General features: G+C 67.1%; 14 protein-coding genes. 8 read left to right on the top strand and 6 right to left on the bottom strand.

Features of this window, described 5'->3' with window-relative positions; all coding sequences use genetic code 11:
• Positions 1-338: 338 nt before the first annotated feature.
• The 5 genes from pyc to AUL30_RS11190 all read right to left on the bottom strand — a co-directional run bounded on the left by pyc (position 339) and on the right by AUL30_RS11190 (position 11,532).
• Positions 339-3,794 (bottom strand): pyruvate carboxylase, encoded by a 3,456-nt coding sequence (gene pyc / locus AUL30_RS11170; protein ID WP_062227967.1) that lies wholly within the window; start codon positions 3,792-3,794, stop codon positions 339-341.
• A 118-nt stretch (positions 3,795-3,912) separates the two neighbouring features.
• A complete protein-coding gene (treY, locus tag AUL30_RS11175; RefSeq protein ID WP_062227968.1) occupies positions 3,913-6,612 on the bottom strand; it encodes a malto-oligosyltrehalose synthase in 2,700 nt (899 codons plus the stop codon).
• Between the two features lie 4 nt (positions 6,613-6,616).
• Positions 6,617-8,452, bottom strand: a complete 1,836-nt coding sequence (malQ, locus tag AUL30_RS11180) for a 4-alpha-glucanotransferase (RefSeq protein WP_062227969.1) — start codon at positions 8,450-8,452, stop codon at positions 6,617-6,619.
• A complete protein-coding gene (gene treZ / locus AUL30_RS11185) occupies positions 8,449-10,335 on the bottom strand; it encodes a malto-oligosyltrehalose trehalohydrolase (protein WP_062227970.1) in 1,887 nt (628 codons plus the stop codon). Before treZ ends, malQ begins: the two co-directional genes overlap by 4 nt.
• 18 nt (positions 10,336-10,353) lie before the next feature.
• Positions 10,354-11,532, bottom strand: a complete 1,179-nt coding sequence (locus tag AUL30_RS11190) for a zinc-binding metallopeptidase family protein (protein ID WP_083507869.1) — start codon at positions 11,530-11,532, stop codon at positions 10,354-10,356.
• Positions 11,533-11,717: 185 nt separating this feature from the next.
• On the opposite strand from AUL30_RS11190, the gene AUL30_RS11195 reads away from it, so the two are divergent.
• The 8 genes from AUL30_RS11195 to AUL30_RS11230 all read left to right on the top strand — a co-directional run bounded on the left by AUL30_RS11195 (position 11,718) and on the right by AUL30_RS11230 (position 23,304).
• Entirely contained in the window at positions 11,718-15,032 is a 3,315-nt protein-coding gene (locus AUL30_RS11195) for a transglutaminase family protein (RefSeq protein ID WP_062228045.1), read from the top strand.
• The gene (locus AUL30_RS11200) at positions 15,022-17,232 is read left to right on the top strand and encodes a circularly permuted type 2 ATP-grasp protein (RefSeq protein ID WP_244490800.1); all 2,211 of its coding nucleotides are present in this window, start codon (positions 15,022-15,024) and stop codon (positions 17,230-17,232) included. The genes AUL30_RS11195 and AUL30_RS11200 overlap by 11 nt, the downstream gene beginning before the upstream one ends.
• A complete protein-coding gene (locus AUL30_RS11205) occupies positions 17,229-18,143 on the top strand; it encodes a transglutaminase family protein (protein ID WP_062227971.1) in 915 nt (304 codons plus the stop codon). Before AUL30_RS11200 ends, AUL30_RS11205 begins: the two co-directional genes overlap by 4 nt.
• A 60-nt stretch (positions 18,144-18,203) precedes the next feature.
• A complete protein-coding gene (lepA, locus tag AUL30_RS11210) occupies positions 18,204-20,015 on the top strand; it encodes a translation elongation factor 4 (RefSeq protein WP_062227972.1) in 1,812 nt (603 codons plus the stop codon).
• A 57-nt stretch (positions 20,016-20,072) separates the two neighbouring features.
• A complete protein-coding gene (locus tag AUL30_RS11215) occupies positions 20,073-21,344 on the top strand; it encodes an Hsp70 family protein (RefSeq protein ID WP_062227973.1) in 1,272 nt (423 codons plus the stop codon).
• Positions 21,345-21,418: 74 nt separating this feature from the next.
• Entirely contained in the window at positions 21,419-21,844 is a 426-nt protein-coding gene (locus AUL30_RS11220; RefSeq protein WP_062227974.1) for a GlcG/HbpS family heme-binding protein, read from the top strand.
• Positions 21,834-22,496, top strand: a complete 663-nt coding sequence (locus AUL30_RS11225) for a nucleoside/nucleotide kinase family protein (RefSeq protein WP_062227975.1) — start codon at positions 21,834-21,836, stop codon at positions 22,494-22,496. Before AUL30_RS11220 ends, AUL30_RS11225 begins: the two co-directional genes overlap by 11 nt.
• Positions 22,497-22,572: 76 nt before the next feature.
• Positions 22,573-23,304, top strand: a complete 732-nt coding sequence (locus tag AUL30_RS11230; protein WP_062227976.1) for an SDR family oxidoreductase — start codon at positions 22,573-22,575, stop codon at positions 23,302-23,304.
• On the opposite strand, the gene AUL30_RS11235 is transcribed toward AUL30_RS11230, so the two are convergent.
• Positions 23,279-24,184, bottom strand: coding sequence for a DMT family transporter (locus AUL30_RS11235; RefSeq protein ID WP_083507870.1), 906 nt, complete (start codon positions 24,182-24,184; stop codon positions 23,279-23,281). The genes AUL30_RS11230 and AUL30_RS11235 overlap by 26 nt on opposite strands.
• Positions 24,185-24,219 lie beyond the last annotated feature (35 nt).

A 24,219-nucleotide genomic window follows, 5' to 3' on the forward strand; every position in this document is an offset into this window, starting at 1 on the left:
AGCGGTGTCGGCAATCGTGAAATTCTAGGCCTGGAACCAGTTGAAATCGAGTTTGTCGCTCGCCGGATCGAAATTGATCGTCTGGGTCAAGCCCCAGGACCAGTTGATCGTCGTCGTCGTCATAATCATCACCGAAACGTTCACAAAAACTCGCTCGGCCTAGGAACTTATACCTAATCGTAAAACGGCCCAGTGATTGAGCCTGACGACCGCGGCGCGAAAAATTCGTAAGATCTCGATAGACGCTGCCGCGGATTCCAAGCGTCATGGGACACGCATAGGCCGCAGGTCCGGGCGGCCCCGTGGCAAGGGGCCCGCCCGGCATTGTTCAGGTGCCCTTAGGCAAAGGTTACGAGCAGATCCTTGGCGTCGATCTGGTCGCCGGCCTTCACGTTCACCGACTGGATGGTGCCGTCGCGCTCCGCGTGGAGCGCCGTCTCCATCTTCATCGCCTCGATGGACAGGAGGATATCCCCGGCCTTGACCGTCTGCCCGGCCGACACGGCAAGCGTGGAGACGACGCCCGGCATCGGCGCGCCAACCTGCGACGCATTGCCCGGATCCACCTTGGCGCGGGCAATTACCGTATCGGCGCGCGAGCGGTCCGGCACCTTGATGCGGCGGGGCTGGCCGTTCAGCTCGAAGAAGACCGTGCGCATCCCCTTCTCGTCCGTATCACCGAGGCCAAGGCACCGGACGACGAGCGTCTTGCCGCGCTCCAGATCGACGAGAACCTCTTCCTCCTGCTGCACGCCATAGAAGTAGTTGAGCGTCGGCAGGGCAGAGACCGGCCCGTACCGGTCGGCCGCCAGGGCGAAATCGGTGAAGACCTTGGGGTACATGAGGTAGCTGGCGAAAGCCTGGTCGTCGATGGGGCCGCCGAGCTTCTCCTCCGCGCGCCGGCGCTCGGCGTCGAGGTCGGCCGGCGCGATCAGCGCGCCCGGACGGACGGTGATCGGCGCCTCGCCCTTCAGCACCTTGGCCTGCAGCGCCTTGGGCCAGCCGGCCGGCGGTTGGCCGAGATCGCCCCGCAGCATCGAGACGACGGAGTCCGGGAAGGCGATTTCGCGATTCGGATCCTCCACATCCTGAACGGAGAGGTCCTGGCTGACCATCATCAGGGCCATGTCGCCCACCACCTTGGAGGACGGGGTCACCTTTACGATATCGCCGAACATGCGATTCACGTCGGCATAGGTCTGCGCGACCTGGTGCCAGCGCGTGTCGAGGCCGAGTGCGCGAGCCTGTTCCTTCAGATTGGTGAACTGGCCGCCCGGCATTTCATGCAGGTAGACTTCGGAGGCAGGCCCCTTCAGGTCGCTTTCGAAGGCGGCATACTGGCCACGCACCGCTTCCCAGTAGAAGGAAATGCGGCGGATGGCGTCCTGCGACAGGCCCGGGTCACGCTCGGAGCCTTCCAGCGCCGCCACGATGGAGCCCAGGCACGGCTGCGAGGTGTTGCCCGACAGTGCATCCATCGCGGCGTCGATCGCGTCCACGCCGCTGTCCACCGCCGCCAGAACCGTGGCCGCGGCGATGCCCGACGTATCGTGCGTATGGAAGTGGATCGGGATGGACACCGCATCCTTCAGCGCCGGGAACAGGAGCCGCGCGGCAGCCGGCTTCAAGAGCCCCGCCATATCCTTGACGCCCAGGATATGCGCGCCCGCCGCTTCCAGCTCCTTCGCCAGTTCCACGTAGTAGGCCAGGCCGTAGGTCGGCCGCGTTTCGTCGAACAGGTCCGCCGTGTAGCAGAGCGTGCCTTCGCACAGCTTCCCGGCCTCGCGCACCGCGTCCATGGAGACGCGCATATTCTCCACCCAGTTCAGGCAGTCGAAGACGCGGAAGAGGTCGATCCCGCCGCGCGCCGCCTCCGCCACGAAGCGCTGCACGACATTGTCGGGGTAGTTGGTGTAGCCGACCCCGTTGGAACCGCGCAGAAGCATCTGCAACAGGATATTGGGCGCCTGTTGTCGAACCAGCGCCAGCCGCTCCCATGGATCCTCCGTCAGGAAGCGCATCGCGACATCGAAGGTCGCCCCGCCCCAGCATTCGAGGCTGAGGAGCTGCGGCAGCCCGCGTGCGTAGGAATCGGCCACAGCGGCAATGTCGTGGGTGCGCATGCGGGTGGCCAGAAGCGACTGGTGCCCGTCACGCATGCTCGTATCGGTGATGAGCACCTGGCGCTGCTCCAGCATCCAGCGGGCAAAGCCCTCCGGCCCGAGCGCGTCCAGGCGCTGGCGCGTCCCGGGCTGGATCTCGTTGCGGAACATGGGCGCCTGCGGCCGGCGCAGATCGGCCGGCGGCTTCGGCCGGCCCCGCGTCTCGGGATGACCGTTGACCGTCACATCCGCCAGATAGGTCAGGATCTTGGTCGCCCGGTCGCGGCGGCGCACCTGGGCAAAGAGCTCGGGCGTCGTGTCGATGAAGCGGGTCGTATAGGAATTGTCCCGGAAGCGCGGATGGCCGATGATGGCTTCCAGGAAGGTCAGGTTGGTCGCCACCCCACGGATCCGGAACTCGCGCAGGGCGCGGTCCATCCGGGCGATGGCCTCTTCGGGGCTCGGTGCCCAGGCAGTGACCTTTTCTAAAAGCGGATCGTAGAAGCGCGTGATGACCGCGCCGGAATAGGCCGTTCCACCATCCAGCCGAATGCCGAAGCCCGTCGCCCCGCGATAGGCGGTGATGCGGCCGTAATCGGGGATGAAATTGTGCTCCGGATCCTCTGTGGTGATCCGGCATTGCAGGGCATGGCCGTTCAGCCGGATATCGGCCTGGGCCGGCACGCCCGATTCGGGTGTGCCGATGGCATGCCCGTCCAGGATGTGGATCTGCGCCTTGACGATATCGATGCCCGTCACCTCCTCGGTGACCGTATGCTCGACCTGGATGCGCGGATTGACCTCGATGAAGTAGAAGGCCCCCGAATCGGCATCCATCAGGAACTCGACAGTGCCGGCGCCCACATAGTCGGTCGCTTCCGCGATCCGGCGGGCATGGCCGGCCAGTTCGCGGCGCTGCGCATCGGACAGATAGGGGGCCGGCGCACGCTCCACGACCTTCTGGTTGCGCCGCTGGATGGAACAGTCGCGCTCATACAGATCGACGACGGTTCCATGCGTATCGCCCAGGACCTGCACTTCCACGTGCCGGGCGCGCTCCACCAGTTTTTCGAGATACACCTCGTCCTTGCCGAAGGCGGCCTTGGCCTCGCGCTTGCCTTCCGTCACCTCACGCGCCAAGTCCTCACGCGCGCGGATGGCCCGCATGCCGCGCCCGCCGCCGCCCCACGATGCCTTGAGCATGACCGGATAGCCGATCGTCTCCGCCAGGGCGGCCACGGCATCCATATCGTCCGGCAGCGGATCGGTCGCCGGGACGACCGGCACGCCGACCTCGATCGCCAGGTTGCGGGCCGCCACCTTGTTGCCGAGCCGGCGCATCGTGTCGGGGCGTGGGCCGATGAACACGATCCCCGCCTCTGCGCAGGCATCGGCAAATTCCGGGCTTTCCGACAGGAGCCCGTAGCCAGGGTGGATCGCATCGGCGCCGGACAGGCGTGCCACCCGCAGGATCTCTTCGATCGACAGGTAGGATTCGATCGGGCCGAGGTCTCGGCTCAGGTGCGGCCCGCGGCCGATCTGGTAGCTTTCATCGGCCTTGAAGCGATGCAGCGCGTATTTGTCTTCCTCTGCCCAGACGGCGACGGTCTTGATGCCGAGCTCGTTGGCCGCACGAAAGACCCGAATCGCGATCTCCGACCGGTTCGCCACCAGAATTTTGGATATTGCCACGCGCGCAGCCCCCGCCTCTTACAGTCCGCGACGGCCGGCAAAGGCCGACCGTCTTTTGCGGTGCAAGATTGAGCGGCGTTGCGCGCGCTTTGCAAGGGGTGTCTGGTTGTATCCGTGTTCAGTGCGCGCGTGTCACCAGGAGCGCCATCGGCAGCGGGCCGAACAGCGTGGCCAGATCGAGCGTCTGCCCGGGGCCATGGCTGCGCCCGGTCAGCCGATCCCGGAGCGCAAGCCCGGCCAGCGCATCCGGCAGGGTGATCGTGGTCGAGCGCAACTGCGCCGGCGACAAATCGCGCGCACCATCGAGGAGGCCGAGGCAGAGCCGCGGCGCGATCACGATGCCCACCTGCTCCCCGCTGACCCTTGCGAAGGCGATGAAATTCCCCGCGGCCGGCCCCTCCAGTTCGAGTGGCACATAGGCGCCATAGGTCCAGAGGTCCGGTGCGGCTGCGCGCTCATTCAGGCCGGCAGCGTTCAAGGCCGCCTTTACCCGCCCGTCACGCCACGCGGCGGCGAGCGCATCCGGGTCTTCCCCCGCCTCCAGGGCAGCCTGAACGGCCGCAAAATCGATCGGTCGGCGGTTGTCGGGATCGACGAGGCTGTTGTCCCAGAATTCGGTGCCCTGATAGATATCCGGAACGCCGGGGGCGCCCAGCCGGATCAGGGTCTGCGACAGGCTGGTCAGCGCGCCAGCCGCCACGAAGGGCTGGACAGATTCCCAGAACGGGCGAATGACGGCCTCGTCCTCGATGGCCGCCTCCACGAAGCGCTCCAGGGCCGCTTCGTAAGGCTCGTTCGGCGCGGTCCAGCTGGTGAAGCGCTTGGCCTCGCGGACGGCCTTCTGCATAAAGGCCTTCATGCGCGTGCTGATGCTTTCGCGCGCTTTTCCATCGGCGGGGTTGAAATCGGCCGGCAGCACGCCGAGCAGGGACTGGTAGAAGCCCCATTCGGTCGCCGGATCGGGGGACACGCCCCCGTCCTCCAAACTTTCACGCACATGCGCCAGACGCCCGGCCATCTCCTTGACGATGGCGTTCCACTGTTCCGGCGCTTCACTGATCGTGTAGATACGGGCCCGGGCATCTTCGCCCCGCTTGGTATCGTGCGTCGACAGGGCCAGGAGCCCTTCGGGCTGGTCCTCGATCCGGACGGCCATGGCCGCATGGAAGGCTGCGGGGTCGGCCCCGTAATGGTCGGGCTCCCCGCCCACCTCGTTCAGGGCGATCAGCCGGTTCCACTGGTAGAAGACCGTGTCTTCGACTGCCTTCGCCATGACGGCGCCCGTGGTCTGCTGGAACCTGCGCGTGAAGTTGAGCGCACCGGCCATGTCGCGCCCGTCCTCGAAATCGAGCTTCAGGAGCCGCCCGACGAACTCCACCGGCTCGTCGGCTTCCACCTTGCGGTTCGCCTTCACCCAGGCCACGGCCTCGTCGATGATCGCGGCATCCTCCGGCGGCACGCCGTCCACACCGGAATAGGTGCGGTAGACGGGGAGCGCCGTCGCCACTTCCAGGATCGACCGGGTCAGCGTGTCGGGCCCGAAATCACGCGTCGACAGGCCACGCCGTGCAACACCCAGCGCCTCGTCCGACAGGACAGAGAGTTCACCCGCCAGGTTCTGGCTGAAGATCGCGCGCTTCTGCTTGTGTACCAGCGCTTCGAGCCGCGCGGCATCGTCGACGAAGTCCTCGTAGGCGGCGGACATCGCCTCTTCCTGGGCCGCATCCACGTAGAGGCCCGACAAAGCGGTGATGAATTCGTAGCCGGTCGTGCCCTCCACATTCCAGCTTCGCCGCAGGCGTTCGGGTCCGGTCAGGATCTTTTCCACGTGGATGACGATATCGTCCTTGCCCGCCGCGCCCATGGCCTCGCGCAGATCGGACAGATAGGCCTTGGGGTCGGCGACGCCGTCCACGTGATCGATGCGGATGCCGTCGAGCCGCCCCTCGCCCGCAAGGCGGACGACCCGGCGGTGGCTGTCCCGGAAGACGCGGCGAATCTCCTGGCGCACGCCGATCAGGTCGGCGATCTCGAAGAAGCGGCGGTAGGACAGCTTCTCGCGCGCCAGCCGCCACCAGGCCAGCCGCCAGTGCTGGCGCTCGTGGAGGGCGTGAAGGGCGGCGCGGTCGGCGTTGATGGCCTCGATCGCGCTGTCGAGCGCCGTGCGGAAGCCGGCATTCTTCAGACTGTCGGTCAGCCGTTCCGACAGGTCCTGCGCATCGGCCGGTACGGCTGCGGCAAAGCGGCGGATCAGCGGCTCGCGTAACGGGTGGTCCAGAAAGGCGAAGATGTCCGGGAAGGTCCGCGGATCGATGGGGAGTTCGTAGCCCCCGGCCGAAAAGCGAAATGCCGTATCCTTCGCATCGAGCACGATGGTGAGGTCCCCGCCTTCGAGCGCCTCGCCATAGGGACGGCCGAGGACGGGGATCAGGATGCGCTCGGCTTCCCAGGAAATGTCGAACGTGTCGGCCTGGCGGCTCTCCTCCCCCCAGCGCAGGACGTCCTCCCACCAGCGATTGGCCGGGGATACGCCCATATGGTTGGGAACGAAGTCCAGGATCAGGCCGATCCCCGCCGCGCGCAGGGCATCGGACAAAGCGGTGAAGCCTTCCTCTCCGCCCAGTTCGGGCTCGAAGCGGTTGTAATCCACCACGTCGTAACCATGGGTCGAACCGGGAGAGGCTTCGAAGATGGGCGATGCATAGAAGTGGCTGACGCCCAGCGCCTTCAGATAGGGCACCAGAGCCGTCGCTTCGGCAAATCCGACACCGTTTCGGAACTGCAGGCGATAGGTGGCACAGAGCGGTCGCCGCGTCATGGTGTCATGGCCTTTCCTCGCGCATGGCCAATGCCATGCTGGTGAATGTCTCGTTCCCGGCCAGTGCCTCGAGCGGCACCTCGCTGCGGATCCGCCAATTGGGATAGGCGTCCGTCGTTCCGGGCATGTTGGGCTGGCGTTTTGCCATGATCATGTCGTCGAGCTGGACGGCCACCAGATGGGATGCCGTGCGCGCGGCGAAGCGATGGATGGCGATGGCGAGGTCTTGCGACAGCGCATCGGGGAGCGCCGCATCCGGCGCCACATATGGCTTTGCGTCCTGCGGCAGGAGCCCCTGTTCGTCCAGTGCGCGCAGGAGGGCGCGGCGATCGGCATCCCGCTCCAGGCGGTCGCGATCCGTGGCGGCCTCGTCCTGGCGGCCGAGCGTCTGGCGCAATTCGATATCCGTGCCCGACCACCAGCCGCTGAGCGTCGCCAGATCGTGGGTCGAGATGCAGGCGAGCGAGCGGTGCGGATAGTCCTGCGGCGGCACGAAGCCGTGGCCGCCGCGCTTCTCGAAATAGAGGACCCGGTAGGACAGGATATTGGCCTCGTCCATCACCGGGCGGAAACCGTCCGGTACGGTGCCCAGATCCTCCCCGATGACGAGGCAATGGTGCCGGCGTGACGCATCCGCCGCGACATCGACCATCGCGCCCAGCGGGTACCGGACATAGCCACCCTCTGATGCATCGTGCCCGCGGGCGATCCACCAGAGCCGGGCCAGTCCCATCACGTGGTCGATGCGCACGGCGCCCGCATGCTGCATCATCGCGTCATAGGCTTCTGCCAGCGGGCGGTAGCCCCGCTCGGCCAGAACCTCCGGCGACAGGGGTGCCAGGCCCCAGTCCTGCCCGGCTGCGTTGAACATGTCCGGCGGCGAGCCGACGCGTGCATCCGGCACGGTGACCTGCGGATCGATCCAGGTTTCCGCCCCGTCCGGCGCAACGCCAACTGCCAGGTCCAGATACAGGCCCACGGCCATGCCGGCCGCCAGGGCCCGGCGCTGCGCATCGTGCAACTGTTCCTCGGCCACCATCTGCAGCCAGGCGTGGAAGGCGATATCGGAGGCGTGGTCGTTGCGGAACTGCGCAACGGCGGCGCCGTTCACATCCCGCAAGCTCTCGGGCCAGGACAGCCAGCCCGCGCCGCCGCCCCCTGCCACGACATAGGCGGAGATGGCCTCGAAAAGCGCGAACTGCTCAAGACCCGCGCCATGCCGCGTGCGGTAGGCCGTCAGCGCCTGCCCATCGACGGCGCGGCCCTCGTCGAACACGGCGCGCAGCAGCCGTGCCTTGACGCTGCCGGCGCGCGCATAATCGATCAGGTCATCGTTCAGCCCATCGAGCAACCGCGGTTCCTCCGCCACCATCCGCGCCTTGACGTCCGATCCGCCGTCAAGGCGATCCACGGCAATGCAGAAGGGGTTCAGAAACCGGCGGGTGGATGGCGAGTAGGGGCTGTAATGGCCCGGATTGGCCAGGAAGGGGGCATGCAGCGGGTTGACGCCCAGGAAGCCCGCGCCGGCCGCGCCGGCCACCTCCGCCAGCTTTGCCAGGTCCTCAAAATCGCCGAAGCCGAGCGTGCGCTCCGAACGCAGGCTGTAGAGCTGGCATGTGACGCCCCAGAGCCGCCGGCCGGAGGGCGAGACGCAGGATAGAGACGGCGTGTGGCGGGCAGTCTCGAACCTGCCCGGCGCGCCTTTGTCGGGATCGACCCGCAACACCGCGAGCAGGGAGCGCAGGGCGGCGTCGCCCAGTTGGCGCGCATCGCCCGTCTCGGAAACATAGCGCGTCTCTATGCCATGGCTGGCGGCAAGCTCTTCCAGTGTCGGGGTCATTCACTCAGGCCTTCGGTCAAGTCTCGTCCGGTCAGGATAAACGCGACGCTGTATCCGCGCATCCTCCCCTCTTTCAGTTCCTCGACCGTATGGGCATGATTGCTGAAGACTTCCGTTGCATCGTCGAGAAGCGTGCCGTCGAAATCGTCGCCGATCTCCCACTCGGCATCCTCCAGATTGGCAAAGAGGTGATAGAATTGCCCCGGCGCCAGCTGCCAGGACACGATGAAGGCGCGCCCGTCCACCACGGCCTGCCCGCAATCGCCCGGCGCCTGCGCCAGAAGCGGGAAGAGCACTTCGCGCCGCAGACTCAGAAGTTCGCTGTTCACCTGCAATCGCCGCCGGTTGACCGGCCGCTCCAGAAGGCTCCAGTCGAGCCGTGAGGTGGTGAAAGTGGAATAGTCGTTCGGATCGGGGAAGACCTCCTGTGCGGACGGGTCCTCGAAAGCCGAGAAGTGGGCGAACTCCGCCTTGCGGCCGCGCGACACGGCCGCACCGAGCTCTCCATCGAAATCGGTGAAGAAGCAGAAGGAGTTGCAATCCCCGAACTCGTCGCCCTGGAACATCAGCGGGATCTGCGGCGACAGGAGCAGAATGGCCTGGAGGCAATCGAAGGCTCGCGCCGACGACAGGCTGCGCAGGCGATCGCCGAAGGCGCGGTTGCCGATCTGATCGTGATTCTGCAGGAAGTTCACGAAGGCCGTCGGGGGCAGGTGCTCAGATGCTTCGCCGACGATCTTCTTGCGGTGGGGCGAGTGTTCGCCCTGGTAGACGAAGCCCGTGGCCAGCGCCCGTGCGATCTGTTCGGCGGACTCCCACTCGTAGTCGATGTAGTAGCCTTCGCGGTCGTTGGTCGCCAGCACATGGGCAGCATGGTGGAAATCGTCGTTCCACTCGCCCGAAATGCGCGGCACCGACCCGTCGGCCCCGCGTTCGATGAACTGCGTGATGTTGCGTTCGTCTTCGGTCGTCAGGTGGACATGCCGATCGGTGATCCGCACCCGCACGGTCTCAGCCAGCTCCTCCACGAAGCTCTTGTCGGTCGTATCCTTGATGGAATCGATGGCATCCAGACGCAGCCCGTCCAGGCGGAACTCTTCCAGCCAGTACAGCGCGTTCTCGATCATGAAGGCACGGACGGGCGCCTCGTCATAGGCGATGGCCGGCCCCCAGGGCGTGTTGATATCCGCATGGAAGAAGGAGGGCAGATAGGCCGGAAGATAATTCCCGTCCGGTCCGAAGTGATTGTAGACGACGTCCAGGAACACCATGATGCCACGCTCATGCGCGGCATCCACCAGACGTTTCAGGCCCTCATAGCCGCCATAGACATTATGCGGACAATAGAGAAGCACGCCGTCATAGCCCCAGCCATGACGCCCGCCGAACTGGGCGATCGGCAGGAGTTCGATCGCCGTGATGCCCGCATCGCGCAGGTGGTCCAGCCGAGAGATGACGCCGCTGAAGCTGCCCTCGGGCGTGAAGGTGCCGACATGCAATTCGTAGAAGACGGTTTCGTGCCACGGCCGTCCCGTCCAGCCGGTGCTGCGCCATTCATAGGCGCGCGGATCGACGAGCCGCGAAGGGCCATGCACGTCGAAGACCTGGGAGCGGGAGGCCGGGTCTGGAACGCGCTTTCCGCCATCGACCGAGAAGCCGTAGCCGCCACCGACGGCAACCGCGTCCGTAACGAGCCGCCACCAGCCATCCTCCTCGCGCGCCATGTCGAGGGTGCGGGTATCGTCGCCCCCCTCGCCGGCGACGAGGGCGACCGACCTGGCATCCGGCGCCCATAGCTGGAACAGGGCGCCGCCCTCGACGGGCCGCGCGCCCCATTGCGTCTCCAGCGCGAAGCTCGCGCCCGTCCGTCCCTCATCGGCCATTCGATGCTCTCCTGCGCCTCAGGCGGCGTTGGTGTTGGCGGCCGTCGCATGCGGCGCCGGCATGTCAGGCGCCTCGGTGCCCGTCGGCAGCTGGCTTTCCACCAGCTCCTCCGACAGGCCCGCGCCGGCTGCGTGGCCGACCCGGCCATGCACGAGGTCATGAATGAAGCCGAGCTTCTCGATGACCGCCGGAGACAGGACGAAGGGGTACAGATCCTGCAGACCCATGGATCGGTTCAGCGCGTTCAGCGCCGAAGACAAGGCCAGCCAGGCCTCGGCGATCTGCGCCATGGTCGTTTCGGGGCCGAAAATGTCGAAGTCCAGTTCGGTCGTCAGGATCCCCTCGCGGTCGAGCCGCGGCGACAGGGTCATGCCCCAGGAGCCACCGGTCTCCAGCGTATCGACGATGTGCATGTAGTGGGCGAAGGTCTCGGCGAAATCCTCCCACGGATGGGCCGCCGCATAGGACGAGACGAACTCCTCCTGCCAGCCGGGCTTGGGGCCGTTGGCATAATGCGCCTGCAGCGCCGCGCCGTAATCCTGGCTGTCATCGCCGAAGAGGGCGCGGCAGGCATCGAGCGCTCCGCCGTCCCGCACCAGGCGGTCCCAGTACCAATGGCCGATTTCGTGCCGGAAATGGCCGAGCAGCGTGCGGTAGGGCTCGCCCATCGATGCGCGGCGCTTTTCGCGCTCGGCATCGTCGGCTTCTGCCAGGGCAATGGTGATGAGGCCGCGATCATGGCCCGTCATGACGTTGCCGCCGGTTTCCGGATCATGCGTCAGGAACTGGAAGCCCAGCCCCTCCGGATCCTCCGCCCGGGTCATCAGCGGCATATGCAGCCGCATCAGCGTGTAGATGAGCCGCTGCTTAGCGAACTCCATCTTCTGCCACAGCGCCACATTCTGCGGGTCGCTCAAGTCCGGCACCGTCAGGTTGAAGCGTGAGGCGATCGACAGCGTCTCGGGGCTGTCCGACGGCAGGAGCCAGTTGCAGACCCCGTACTGGAAATTGTCGCAGTACTTCCAGTGATCGCCCTTCGACCGCTTGCCGACCGAGACGAAGTAGGTCCCGTCCGGCTCCAGCGCGAGCATGCGGTTGGACAGGGGCTCGTAGCCGAGCGCGTGCCCACAGCGCTCACACACCGTGTTGGTGAAGTGGACAACCTGGTCACAGGACGGGCAGGAGAAGAGCTTCATGGGAATGCGCCTTCAGTGAGAGGCCAGACAGGCAAGGGGACGCGGTGGCTCGTTCGATGCAGCGCTCAGGAATGTGCGGTGCAGCTTTCGGTTCCATGCTGCGATGCAAACGCTTGTGGAGGATTGCGGTTCGTCTATTGTCCCTGCGCAAGAGCAACGCTTCCGCAAAGGCGCGCACCGGACCGATGTCGATACTGGCCGCCCTGACGCATCTCACCCATTATCGCTATGACAGGCCCGTGCGCCTGGGCCCGCAGACGATCCGCCTGCGACCGGCCCCGCATTCGCGCACACGGGTTCCGTCCTATGCGCTGAAGATTACCCCGGCCAACCACTTCCTGAACTGGCAGCAGGATCCATTCGGCAATTATATGGCCCGGCTCGTCTTTCCGGAGCCAACCACGGAATTCAAGATCGAGGTCGACCTCCTGGCCGACATGTCGGTCTACAATCCCTTCGACTTCTTCATCGAGGATTATGCCGAGCTTTTCCCCTTCGCCTACGCGGCCGACCTGCGGGAAGAGCTCAAGCCCTATCTGGCGCATGATCCCGCCGGACCGCTGCTGCAGGAATTCCTGAACGGTATCGACCTGACCCCCAAGGCGACGGTCGATTTCCTGGTGGCGCTGAACCAGAGCGTCACCACCCGCGTCAATTACGTGATTCGCATGGAGCCCGGCGTGCAGACGCCGGAAGAAACGCTGACGCGCGGGTCGGGCTCCTGCCGGGACTCCGCCTGGCTGCTCGTCCAGATCTTCCGCCATCTTGGCCTGGCGGCGCGCTTCGTGTCCGGCTATCTCATCCAGCTCAAGCCCGATGTCGTGGCGCTGGAGGGGCCCGCCGGCACGGACCACGACTTCACCGACCTGCACGCCTGGACCGAAGTCTACCTGCCCGGCGCCGGCTGGGTGGGGCTGGATGCGACATCCGGCCTCCTGACGGGCGAAAGCCATATCCCGCTGGCGGCGACGCCGCACTACGCCTCGGCCGCGCCGATCAGCGGCGCCGTCGACTATGCCGAGGTCACCTTCGACTTCCAGATGCATGTGGCGCGCATCGCCGAGCGTCCCCGTGTCACCTATCCCTTCCCGGACGATAGCTGGGACGCGCTGGATGCGCTCGGCACGGCCATCGACGCCGAGCTTGCCGCCGGCGACGTGCGGCTGACCATGGGCGGCGAGCCGACCTTCGTCTCCATCGACGATTTCGAAGGGGCGGAATGGAACGCCGAGGCGACGGGCCCTAGCAAGGAGGGGCTTGCGGAAACGCTGGTCCAGCGCCTGCGGGACCGTTTCGCGCCGGGCGGGCTTATCCATTTCGGGCAAGGCAAATGGTATCCCGGCGAGAGCCTGCCGCGCTGGACCTATTCGATCTACTGGCGCAAGGACGGCAAGCCGGTCTGGACCGAGCCCCAGCCGACGCCGGCCGAGGGCACGGTCGATATCGAGGATGCGCAAAAGCTGGTCGGTGTCATCGCCCGCACGCTCGGTGTCGATCCGGCGCATGCCCAGCCCGCCTTCGAGGATCCGGCCTACTGGCTGGCGCGCGAAGCCAAGCTTCCGGACAATGTGGACCCGGGCGATTCCCGCCTCGATGACCCGGAGGAACGGGCCCGGCTCGCCCGTGTCTTCGACCATGGCCTGACCCGCCCCTCCGGCATGGTCCTGCCGATCCAGTCGTGGCAGGCGTCCACGGCCAACTCCCCCCGGCGCTGGATGTCGGAAGCGTGGCAGACCCGCCGCGGCAAGCTCTTCCTCGTCCCCGGCGACAGTTCGGTCGGCTACCGCCTGCCGCTCGCCTCGCTGCCGCATCTGGCGCCCACGGCCTATCCTTACGTGAACCCGGCCGATCCGATGCAGGAGTTCGGCGCCCTGCCCGATCCGGTCGAGCGCCACCGCGCACAGATGCGGATCGACGCCGCCGCGCCGGCCACCGCCCCCCAGCCCGAGGCCGAACCGGGAGAGATCGCCGGCGCCGTCCGCACGGCCCTGTCCATCGAGCCGCGCGACGGCCTTCTCTGCGTCTTCATGCCGCCGCTCACCTCGGCCGACGAATATCTCGACCTTCTGGCCGGCGTCGAGGTGGCCGCCGCGCAGACGGGGCTGCCGGTGCGCATCGAAGGCTACCCACCGCCCTTCGACCCGCGGATCGAGGTCATCCGCGTCGCGCCCGATCCCGGCGTGATCGAGGTGAACATCCATCCGGCGCGCAACTGGGCGGAAGCGGTCGCCACCACGACCGGCGTCTACGAAGATGCCCGGCACTCGCGCTTGGGCACCGACAAATTCATGATCGATGGGCGCCACACCGGCACGGGTGGTGGCAACCACGTTGTCGTCGGCGGCGCCACGCCGCTGGACAGCCCCTTCCTGCGGCGGCCCGATCTCCTGAAGTCGCTGATCGTGTATTGGCAGCGCCATCCATCGCTGTCCTATCTCTTCTCCGGCCTGTTCATCGGACCGACAAGCCAGGCGCCGCGGATCGACGAGGCCCGCCACGACAGCCTCTACGAGCTCGAGATCGCCATGGCGCAGGTGCCCGGTCCGGGCGCCGGCGCCCCGCCGCCGCCCTGGCTGGTGGACCGTCTGTTCCGGAACCTGTTGGTGGACGTGACGGGCAACACCCATCGCAGCGAAATCTGCATCGACAAGCTCTTTTCGCCGGACGGGCCGACGGGCCGGCTCGGACTCGTGGAGTTTCGCGGCTTCGAAATGCCGCCGGATGCGCGCATGTCGCTGGCCCAGCAGCTTTTGATCCGCGCGCTGATCGCGTGGTTCTGGCGCGCGCCGCAGGAGGGGCGGCTGACCCGCTGGGGCACCGCCCTGCACGATCGCTTCATGCTGCCGGCCTTCCTGTGGCAGGATTTCCTGGGCGTGCTGGGGGATCTGAACCGCGCGGGCTATCCGATCCGCCCGGAATGGTTCGAGGCGCAGGCCGAGTTCCGCTTCCCCTTCTGCGGCAAGGTCGAGGAGGGCGGCGTTACGCTGGAGCTGCGCCAGGCCCTCGAACCCTGGCACGTCATGGGCGAAACGGGCGCCATCGGCGGCACGGTGCGCTTCGTCGACTCCTCTGTCGAACGGCTGCAGGTTAAGCTGTCGGGCTACGATCCGGGCCGCCATGTCGTCGCCTGCAATGGCCGCTTCGTGCCCCTGCAAACAACCGGCGTCAGCGGAGAGGCGGTGGCCGGAGTGCGGTTCAAGGCATGGCAACCGGCCAGCGGGATGCATCCGGCCCTGCCCGTGAATGCGCCCCTCACCTTCGACATTTACGATCTCTGGTCGCAGCGCTCGCTCGGGGGCTGCACCTACCACGCAGCCCATCCGGGCGGCCGCAATTACGAGACGCTGCCCGTCAATGCCTATGAGGCGGAAGCGCGGCGGCTGGCGCGGTTCCAGGCCTTCGGCCATACGCCGGGTCACTTCGCCCCCACGCGGGAGCTTCCCGACCCGTCCTTCCCCATGACACTGGATCTGAGGCGTCCGCCGCATCTTGCCTTCTGACCTGTCACCGCGCACATCCCTGGCCGCCTACCGGCCGGCCGGTCCCGACATCATGGTGGGACCGGACGGCGCGCTGCGCCCGCACTATCGCTTCCTGGCCGACCGCATCGCCCAGATGGACAATTGGGAGCTGCAGGCGCGCCTCGGCCGGGCCGATCAGTACCTGACACAGGCCGGCGTCCATTACCGCGATGCCGCCGAAGGCGATGCGGGCGATGCCGCGGAGCGCGGCTGGCCGCTCGGTTTCCTGCCGCTCGTCCTCGATGCCGCCGAATGGCAGCGCATGGAACGCGGCCTCAAGGCGCGTGCGCAGTATCTGGAGGCGCTGCTCGCCGATCTCTACGGTGCGCGCAGCGTGGTGCGGGACGGGGTGCTGCCGGCATCGGTCCTTGCGGGCGACCCCGAATTCCTGCTGCCGCTCGCCAACCAGGCGGCGAGCGGGCAACCGCTGCTCACCTTCCTGGCGATCGATCTGCGGCCACGGGCGGATGGCGGCTGGGATGTCGTGGCGGACCGCACGCAGGCGCCCTCCGGCGCCGGCTTCGCGCTGGAGAACCGGGTTGCAACCGGCAAGGCCTTCCCGGATATTTTGAAAACCGCGCAGGTGCAGCGCCTGGCGGGCTTCTTCCACGCCTTCCGGGACGAGCTGCACGATGTCGCGGACCGGCTGGGCGGCGGGGGCATCGCAGTGCTGACGCCCGGCCCGATGAGCGAAACGGCGTATGAGCACGCCTATCTTGCGCGGTATCTGGGGCTGCAACTGGTCGAAGGCGGCGATCTGACCGTGGCGGCGGACAAGGTCTTCCTGCGCAGCGTGGGCGGCGACCGGGTGCTGAAGGTCCTGTGGCGCCGCATGGATGCCGACTATGCCGATCCCCTGGAGCTCCTGCCCACCTCGCAGATCGGCACACCGGGCCTGTGCCGCGCCATTCGGGCAGGCTCGGTGCGCATCGTCAACGCGCTCGGCGCGGGCATTCTGGAATCCCCGGCGCTCGCACCTTACGAGGATGCGCTGGCCGAGCACCTGACCGGCGGCCCGCTCGCCATGCGGATGCGGCGCGGCACGGGGCCCACCGCCTCTGCCCCCTTCCTGACAGGTGGAACGCTCACACCCCGGGCGCTGGTCCTGCGGGTCTATCTGGCGCGCTGCGCTGGTGCATGGCGCGTCATGCCGGGGGGCTTTGCGCGGATCGCCGCCGATGGGGGCTCGGATGCCGGCAGCATCCGGGATGGCGGGCGCTCTGTCGATGTCTGGGTCCTGTCGGACGGCATTCGCGACGAGGTGACGCTTCTGTCCGGCACCCGCCCCTTCCGCCGGCAGCGCCCCGGCCCGCTGCCGGCCCGCGCCGCCGACAACCTGTTCTGGCTCGGCCGCCAGGTGGAGCGACTGGATCAGGCCACCCGCCTCGTCCGCCTGTATCGCGACCGGGCCGACGGCACCCTGCCCGGCCCTGTCGATGCAGCGCTGCGGCATGGTCTGGCGCGCTTCGGCGTCATGCCGCGCGCGCCGCGCGCCGGACTTCTGGCCCTGGCGGAAACGGCCCGCGCCATCGCCTTCCGCATCCGCGACCGATTCTCGCCCGATGGCTGGCGCGTCCTGTCCGAGGTGCCACGGCTCCTGGAGCCGGGCGGCAAGGACGACATCACCGTCGCCAACAATGTGCTGGGGCGCCTGGCGGGCTTCACGGGCCTCGTGGCCGAGAACATGTACAGGCTCGACGGTTGGCGCTTCCTGCAATGCGGCCGCAAGATCGAACGCGGTATCGCCGCCTCGCAGACCCTGGCCGACCTGATCGCCCCGGCCCTGGGCGACGACGCGCTCGACGCCATGCTGGAACTGGCCGACAGCCGCTTGACCTATCGGCGCCGCTACTCGGTGGAGCTGTGGCGGCCGGCCGTGCTGGACATGGCCGTCCTCGACCCGCTCAACCCGCGATCCCTCGCCACCGTGGCGCAGGAGCTGGAAGCCGTCATGCTGGCGCTGCCCGGCGACGAGGCGGATTCCCCGCCACAGGCGCCGCTGGCCCGCGCGGCGCGCCTCTCTGTCCGCCTGCGCACCGCGACCGCGCCGGAGGTGACGGAAGCTTTCCTGCGGCGGATCGGCCAGGATCTTGCCGACATCTCCGATCTTCTGGCGGCGACCTGCTTTACCCCGTCAGCCGGCCCCGATGCTGCGCTGAAGAGCGGACGGGTGGAATGATGCGCTACGATATCCGCCTGCGCATCGGCTACGATTACGCTCCGCCGGTGCGCGATGCACGGCATGTGCTGCGGCTGACCCCGCGCACCGACCGGGGCCAGACGCTGGAGGCCGCGCGGCTCGTCATCCACCCGACGCCGAGCGAGCACCGCGTCGATCACTGCTTCTTCGGCAACCGCACCGAGCATGTGCTCCTGCGTGCGCCCCATGCCAGCCTGTCCGTCACCCTTATGGCGAGGGTGGGTGTCGCGCGGGGCCTGCCGGCGCTCGACACCGCGCCGCCCCTTTGCGAGGTGGTGGAGGCCGCGGCCCTCAGCCGGGGCGCGGACGGGACGGCGCCGGCCTTCCTGTCGGCGGCCGGCCGCCTGGTTGCGCCGCAGGCCGATGCCGGCGCCTTCATCCGCCAAAGCCTGTCGGCGGGATCGCTCGGCCCGGGCCTCCTGGCCGCGGCCCGGGCGATCCGCGACGAATTCGCCTATGAGCCGGGCTTCTCGGATCTGACCACCAGCGTGACGACCGTGCTGCGGGAAAAGCGGGGCGTCTGCCAGGACTTTGCGCATTTGATGATCGCGGGGCTGCGGCATCTCGGCATACCGGCCGCCTATGTTTCGGGCTTTTTGCGCACCGAACCGCCGGACGGCGCGCCGCGCGTCGAAGGGGCCGATGCCATGCACGCCTGGGTCGAGGCCTGGCTCGGGCCCGACCTCGGCTGGGTCGGCTTCGATCCGACCAATGGCTGCGTGGTGGAGGACGGGCATATCGCGGTGGCGATCGGGCGGGACTATGCCGACGTCGCGCCGGTGGCCGGCGTCGTCACGACCATGGGGGGCCAGGCCGCCTTCCACGCGGTCGACGTCGTGCCGCAGACGGAGCGTCCCGCGGCCTGGCAGGCGGCGCTCGATCCACGTTGACGGCCGCCGCCTGCGCGAAACCTGTTCCTGTTTGCCTCGGATTTGAATATATGCGGGGCCATGAGCACCACGACCGCCCTCGACCACATCCGCAACTTTTCCATCGTCGCCCATATCGACCACGGAAAATCGACCCTTGCCGACCGGCTCATCCAGCAGACGGGCGGCCTGGACCTGCGCGAGATGAAGGATCAGGTGCTCGATTCCATGGATATCGAGCGCGAACGCGGCATCACCATCAAGGCCCAGACGGTGCGGTTGCAATACACGGCCAAGGATGGGGAAAGCTACGTCCTGAACCTGATCGACACGCCCGGTCACGTCGATTTCGCCTATGAGGTCTCCCGTTCCTTGAGCGCCTGCGACGGTGCCCTTCTGGTGGTGGATGCCGCCCAGGGCGTGGAAGCGCAGACGCTGGCCAATGTCTATCTGGCGCTGGACGCCAATCTGGAGATCGTGCCCGTCCTCAACAAGATCGACCTGCCGGCGGCCGAGCCCGACCGCGTCAAGGAGCAGATCGAGGAGGTGATCGGCCTCGATGCGTCGGAGGCGGTGATGATCTCCGCCAAATCCGGCATCGGCATCGACGAGGTGCTGGAAGCCATCGTCACCCGCCTGCCGCCCCCGCGCGACGGGGACCGCACCCGCCCCTTGAAGGCGATGCTGGTGGACAGCTGGTACGATCCCTATCTCGGCGTCGTGGTGCTGGTGCGCGTCATCGACGGAGAGTTGAAGAAGGGCCAGACCATCCGGATGATGGGCACCGACGCCAAGTATCCCGTCGACCGCGTCGGTGTCTTCACGCCCAAGATGGTGGCCGTGGATGCGCTCGGCCCCGGAGAGATCGGCTTCATCACCGCCTCCATCAAGGAAGTGGCCGATACGCGCGTCGGCGATACGATCACCGAGGACAAGCGCCCGACCGCCGAGATGCTGCCCGGCTTCAAGCCGGCCCAGCCCGTCGTCTTCTGCGGCCTGTTCCCCGTGGACGCCGCCGATTTTGACGATCTGCGCGCCGCCATGGGCAAGTTGCGCCTCAACGACGCGTCCTTCTCCTTCGAGATGGAATCCTCTGCCGCGCTCGGCTTCGGCTTCCGCTGCGGCTTCCTTGGCCTGTTGCACCTGGAAATCATCCAGGAGCGGCTCAGCCGCGAATTCGATCTCGACCTCATCGCGACCGCGCCGTCGGTCGTCTACACGATCCGCATGAACGATGGGACTGAGATTCAGCTCCACAACCCGGCCGACATGCCGGACGTCGTGCGTATCGACACGATCGAGGAGCCCTGGATCCGCACCACGATCCTGACCCCGGACGATTACCTCGGCAACATCCTGCAACTGTGCCAGGAGCGCCGCGGCATCCAGATGGACCTGTCCTATGTGGGCAAGCGCGCCATGGTGACCTACGAGCTGCCGCTGAACGAAGTGGTCTTCGACTTCTACGACCGGCTGAAATCCATCAGCAAGGGATATGCCTCCTTCGACTACCAGATGGTCGATTACCGCGAGGGCGACCTCGTGAAGATGGGCATTCTGGTGAATGGCGAGCCGGTGGACGCCTTGTCCATGCTGGTCCACCGCAACCAGGCGGAGCGGCGCGGACGCGCCATGTGCGAGAAGCTGAAGGAACTCATCCCGCAGCATCTGTTCAAGATCCCGATCCAGGCCGCCATCGGCGGCAAGGTGATCGCGCGGGAGACCATCTCTGCCCTGCGCAAGGACGTGACCGCCAAGTGCTACGGCGGCGACGCGACCCGCAAGCGCAAGCTTCTGGACAAGCAGAAGGAAGGCAAGAAACGGATGCGCCAGTTCGGCAAGGTGGAGATCCCCCAGGAAGCCTTCATTGCCGCCCTGAAGATGGATAGCTGACCCCGGCCAGCCCGTGCCCTGTGCCGGGTCGGCCCGGCGCATGACCGGATATCTGACATGACCGAGACGATCGCCGCCGGACTGGATTTCGGCACCACGAACTCGACCCTTGGCGTCGCCGCCCGCGGCGGGCCGGCGCGGCTCCTCCCCGTCGAGGGGGACGCCACCACCATTCCCTCCGCGCTCTTCTTCAGCCTGGAAGACGGCAGGACCTATTTCGGACGGCAGGCCGTCCGGGAATATGTCGAGGGCGCGGAAGGCCGCTTCATGCGCGCCCTGAAGAGCATTCTCGGCACAAGCCTCATGAAGGAGACGACGCTGATCGGCCGGGAGCGCATGAGCTTCCAGGACCTTATCGGCCGTTTCCTGCGCCACATGCGCGAACGGCTGGAGGCAGCAAACGTGCCGGCCGACAGGATCGTCCTGGGGCGTCCGGTCCATTTCGTCGATGACGACCCGGTGGCCGACCGCACCGCCCAGGACCAGCTCGCCGCCGCAGCCCGGGCGGAGGGCTTCTCCCATGTCGAGTTCCAGTTCGAACCCGTCGCCGCGGCGCTGTATCGCGAATCGGCCATAGACCGCGAAGAGCTTGCGCTGATCGTCGATATCGGCGGCGGCACGTCGGACTTCTCGCTCGTTCGCCTGTCGCCCGAGCGGGCCAAGGCCGGCCATGGGGCGAGCGACCGGTCAAGCGATATTCTGGCATCCGCCGGCGTCCATATCGGCGGCACGGATTTCGACCGGCTGATGAGCATCCGCACGGTCATGCCGCATTTCGGCCTCGGCACCATGACGTCCGACGGCAAGCGCAGCCTGCCGGTCTGGTACTTCAACGATATGGCGACCTGGCATCGCATCAACTTCCTCTATACGCCGCAGGTCCGCCGCGACATTGCCGCGCTTGCCCGTGAAGCGGCCGAACCAGCGCGGGTCGAGCGCTTTGCGCATCTGATCGAGCATCGCTCGGGGCACCGGCTCGCCGGCGCAGTAGAGGCTGCCAAGATTTCCCTGACGGACGCGCCGCACGCATCTGTCCAACTGGCCGAGCCCGGTCTGGATGTGGATCTTCCCGTAAGCCAAGCTGCCTTCGCGGCGGCCACGCAGGAGCTGGTGGCGCGCATCGGCCGGACCTTGAAGGAGACGCTGGACAGCGCAGGCGTCGCCCATGCGGCGGTCGACAGCGTCATCCTGACGGGCGGCGGCGCGGAAGTGCCGGCCATCCAGGCGGCGGTGACGGCGCTCCTGCCGCAATCGGCCCTTCTGCGCTCGGATGCCTTCGGCAGCGTCGGCATGGGCCTTGCGCTGGATGCCGCGCGCCGCTTTGCCTGAGACGGGCTTTGCGCGCGGGCACCCGGCTTGCTACATCCCGAAGGGCGATCCATCAGTCCGGAGGAAACGACCGCATGACGCTGAACCTCGACACCGCCCGCACCATCATCTCGGCCGCCCTTGCCAAGGCATCGGATGCCGGGTTCAAGCCGCTCACCGTCGCGGTGCTCGATGCCGGCGGCGCCCTGGTGGCGCTGGAGCGCCAGGATGGATCCTCTCGCATGCGCCCGGACATCGCGATCGGCAAGGCCAATGGCGCGATCGCGCTCGGCATGGGCTCGCGCGCCATCTTCAAGCGCGCCGAGGAACAGCCCTATTTCATCCAGTCCATGAACGCGCTGGCCGGCGGCAAGCTCGTCCCGGTTCCGGGCGGCGTGCTGATCCGACAGGACGGCGCCATAGTCGGCGCAGTCGGCATTACCGGCGATACGTCCGACAATGACGAGATTGCCGCCAAGGCCGGCATCGAAGCGGCAGGGCTGACGCCCGATGCCGGCTGAGTGGGAGACAGCCCCGTACATCGGGCTGGACGGCCTGACGGATCTGATCCTGTCCCGGACACAGCCCGGCCAGCGCAGGCTCGTCGCACTGGCCGGCCCGCCCGGCGCCGGCAAATCCACCGTGTCGGACAGGCTCAAGCACGCGCTCAACGCAGAACGGCCGGGTCTCGCCGACATCCTGCCGATGGACGGCTATCATTACGACGACGCGGTGCTGAACGCACGCGGCCACCGGCCCCGCAAGGGCGCCCCGCATACGTTCGATCTCGGCGGGCTGACCGCCATGCTGGACCGTCTGGCCCAGCACGGAGGCGAGGAAATCGCCGTTCCGGTTTTCGATCGTGACCTGGAGATTTCCCGGGCGGGGGGACGCATCATCTCAGCCACGACAAGGGTGATCCTGGTCGAAGGGAACTATCTCCTGCTCGACGCGGAAGGCTGGCGTGATCTGAAGCCCCGCTTCGACCTGACCGTCTTCGTGACCGCCGATCCCGCCACGCTCAAGGCCCGGCTGACCCAACGCTGGCTCGGCTTTTCCTATGACGACGCCATGATGGACGAGAAGCTGGAAGGCAACGACCTGCCGAATGTCCGCCTGGTCCTGAAGTACAGCACCCGGCCCGATCACGTGCTTCGGACGGATATAGCATAAATTGGTCTAACCACTTGCCCTTTCCGTCCGCTTCCTCCTATGGAACGCGGACGGGAAAACGGAAGGACGACATCTCATGACCATGCTGGCCGGCAAGACCGCCTTCATCACCGCCGCGGCCCAGGGGATCGGCCGCGCCACGGTCGAGCTCTTCGCCGCGCAAGGCGCCCGTGTGATTGCCACCGATATCAACGAATCCGCCCTTGCGCAGCTCGGCAGCCTGCCGGGCGTGGAGACGCGGCGCCTCGACGTGCTCGACCGGAACGCGGTCAACGCCGCGGTGGCGGAAGCCGGGCCGCTGGATATCCTCTTCAACTGTGCGGGTGTCGTCCATTCCGGCACGGTCCTGGACTGCACGGATGCCGAGCTCGACTTCGCCTTCGAACTCAATGTGCGCGCCCAGATGCGCACCATCCAGGCGGCCCTGCCGGGCATGCTCGCCCGGGGCGACGGCAGCATCATCAACATGGCTTCCGTAGCCTCCAGCGTGAAGGCCGTGCCGAACCGCTTCGCCTACAGCGTTACCAAGGCGGCCGTCATCGGCCTGACCAAATCCATCGCCGCCGACTATGTGGCCAAGGGGATACGCTGCAACGCCATCTGCCCCGGCACGGTGGATTCGCCATCCTTGCAGGAGCGGCTGCGCGCCGGCGGCGACTACGAGGGGGCACGCGCGGCCTTCATCGCCCGCCAGCCCATCGGGCGGATCGGCCAGCCGGAAGAGATCGCCAATCTGGCGCTCCACCTGGCAACGGCCACCTATACGACCGGGCAGATCCACGTCATCGACGGGGGGTGGACGGCCTGACGGTGAGCCTGCGCCGGTTTTCCCGCCACCAGATATAGACCCCGCTGGCGATCAATATGCCGGTTCCGGCCAGCGTCAGCGGGTGCATCGGATCCCCGAAGATGGCCACGCTGATCGCGCTCGCAAAAATAACCTGCGAGTAGAGGAACGGCGACAGGAGAGACGCCGGGGCAACGGCGAAGGCCTTGACCAGGAGCGAATGGCCGCAGGCGCCGAGCAGGCCCGCGGCCATCAACATGCCCCACTGCGCCAGCGTCGGAGGCTGCCAGACGAAGGCGACCAGAACGCTCATGATCACCGCGCCGGCTGCCGTCGTGTTGAACTGCGTGGCGGCGGCATCTTCCCGCCCGGCCAGCCGCCGCGTCATCATCAGGTAAAGCGAATTCGAGACGACGGCCCCGAGCGGCAGCAGCAGCCATGGGTCGGTACCGCCGAATTGCGGCCGAACCACCAGCATGACGCCGACGAAGCCGGCGATCACCGCCACGATCCGGTGAATGCCGATCCGCTCCCCCAGAAAGACGACGGATAGGAGCGTCACGAAGACCGGCGAAAAGAACAGGACGGCAGTCGCGTCCGCCAGCGGGATGTGCGACAGCGCCAGATACATCATCAAGGTCGATGACAGGAGCGCCATACCGCGCAGGAACTGCAGCACCGGATGGCGCGTCCGCAGGAAGCCGATGCCCCGGTGCCGCGCGGCGAGGACGGACCCGACCGCCAGCGTATGAAAGATGTACCGGCCCCACACGACCTGCATGACGGGGAGCGTGGCCGCCAGCGTCTTGGCGAATCCGTCCATCGTGGCAAAGAGCATGCCCGCGCACAGCGTCATGCCGATGCCGGTCACGAGAAGGGTCGGATTGGACTGCGCTGACATGGTGACTGCTAAGGCTGGATGACGGTTCGATGTCC

It is taken from the genome of Aureimonas frigidaquae (assembly GCF_001463905.1).
Taxonomy (GTDB): Bacteria; Pseudomonadota; Alphaproteobacteria; order Rhizobiales; family Rhizobiaceae; genus Aureimonas; species Aureimonas frigidaquae.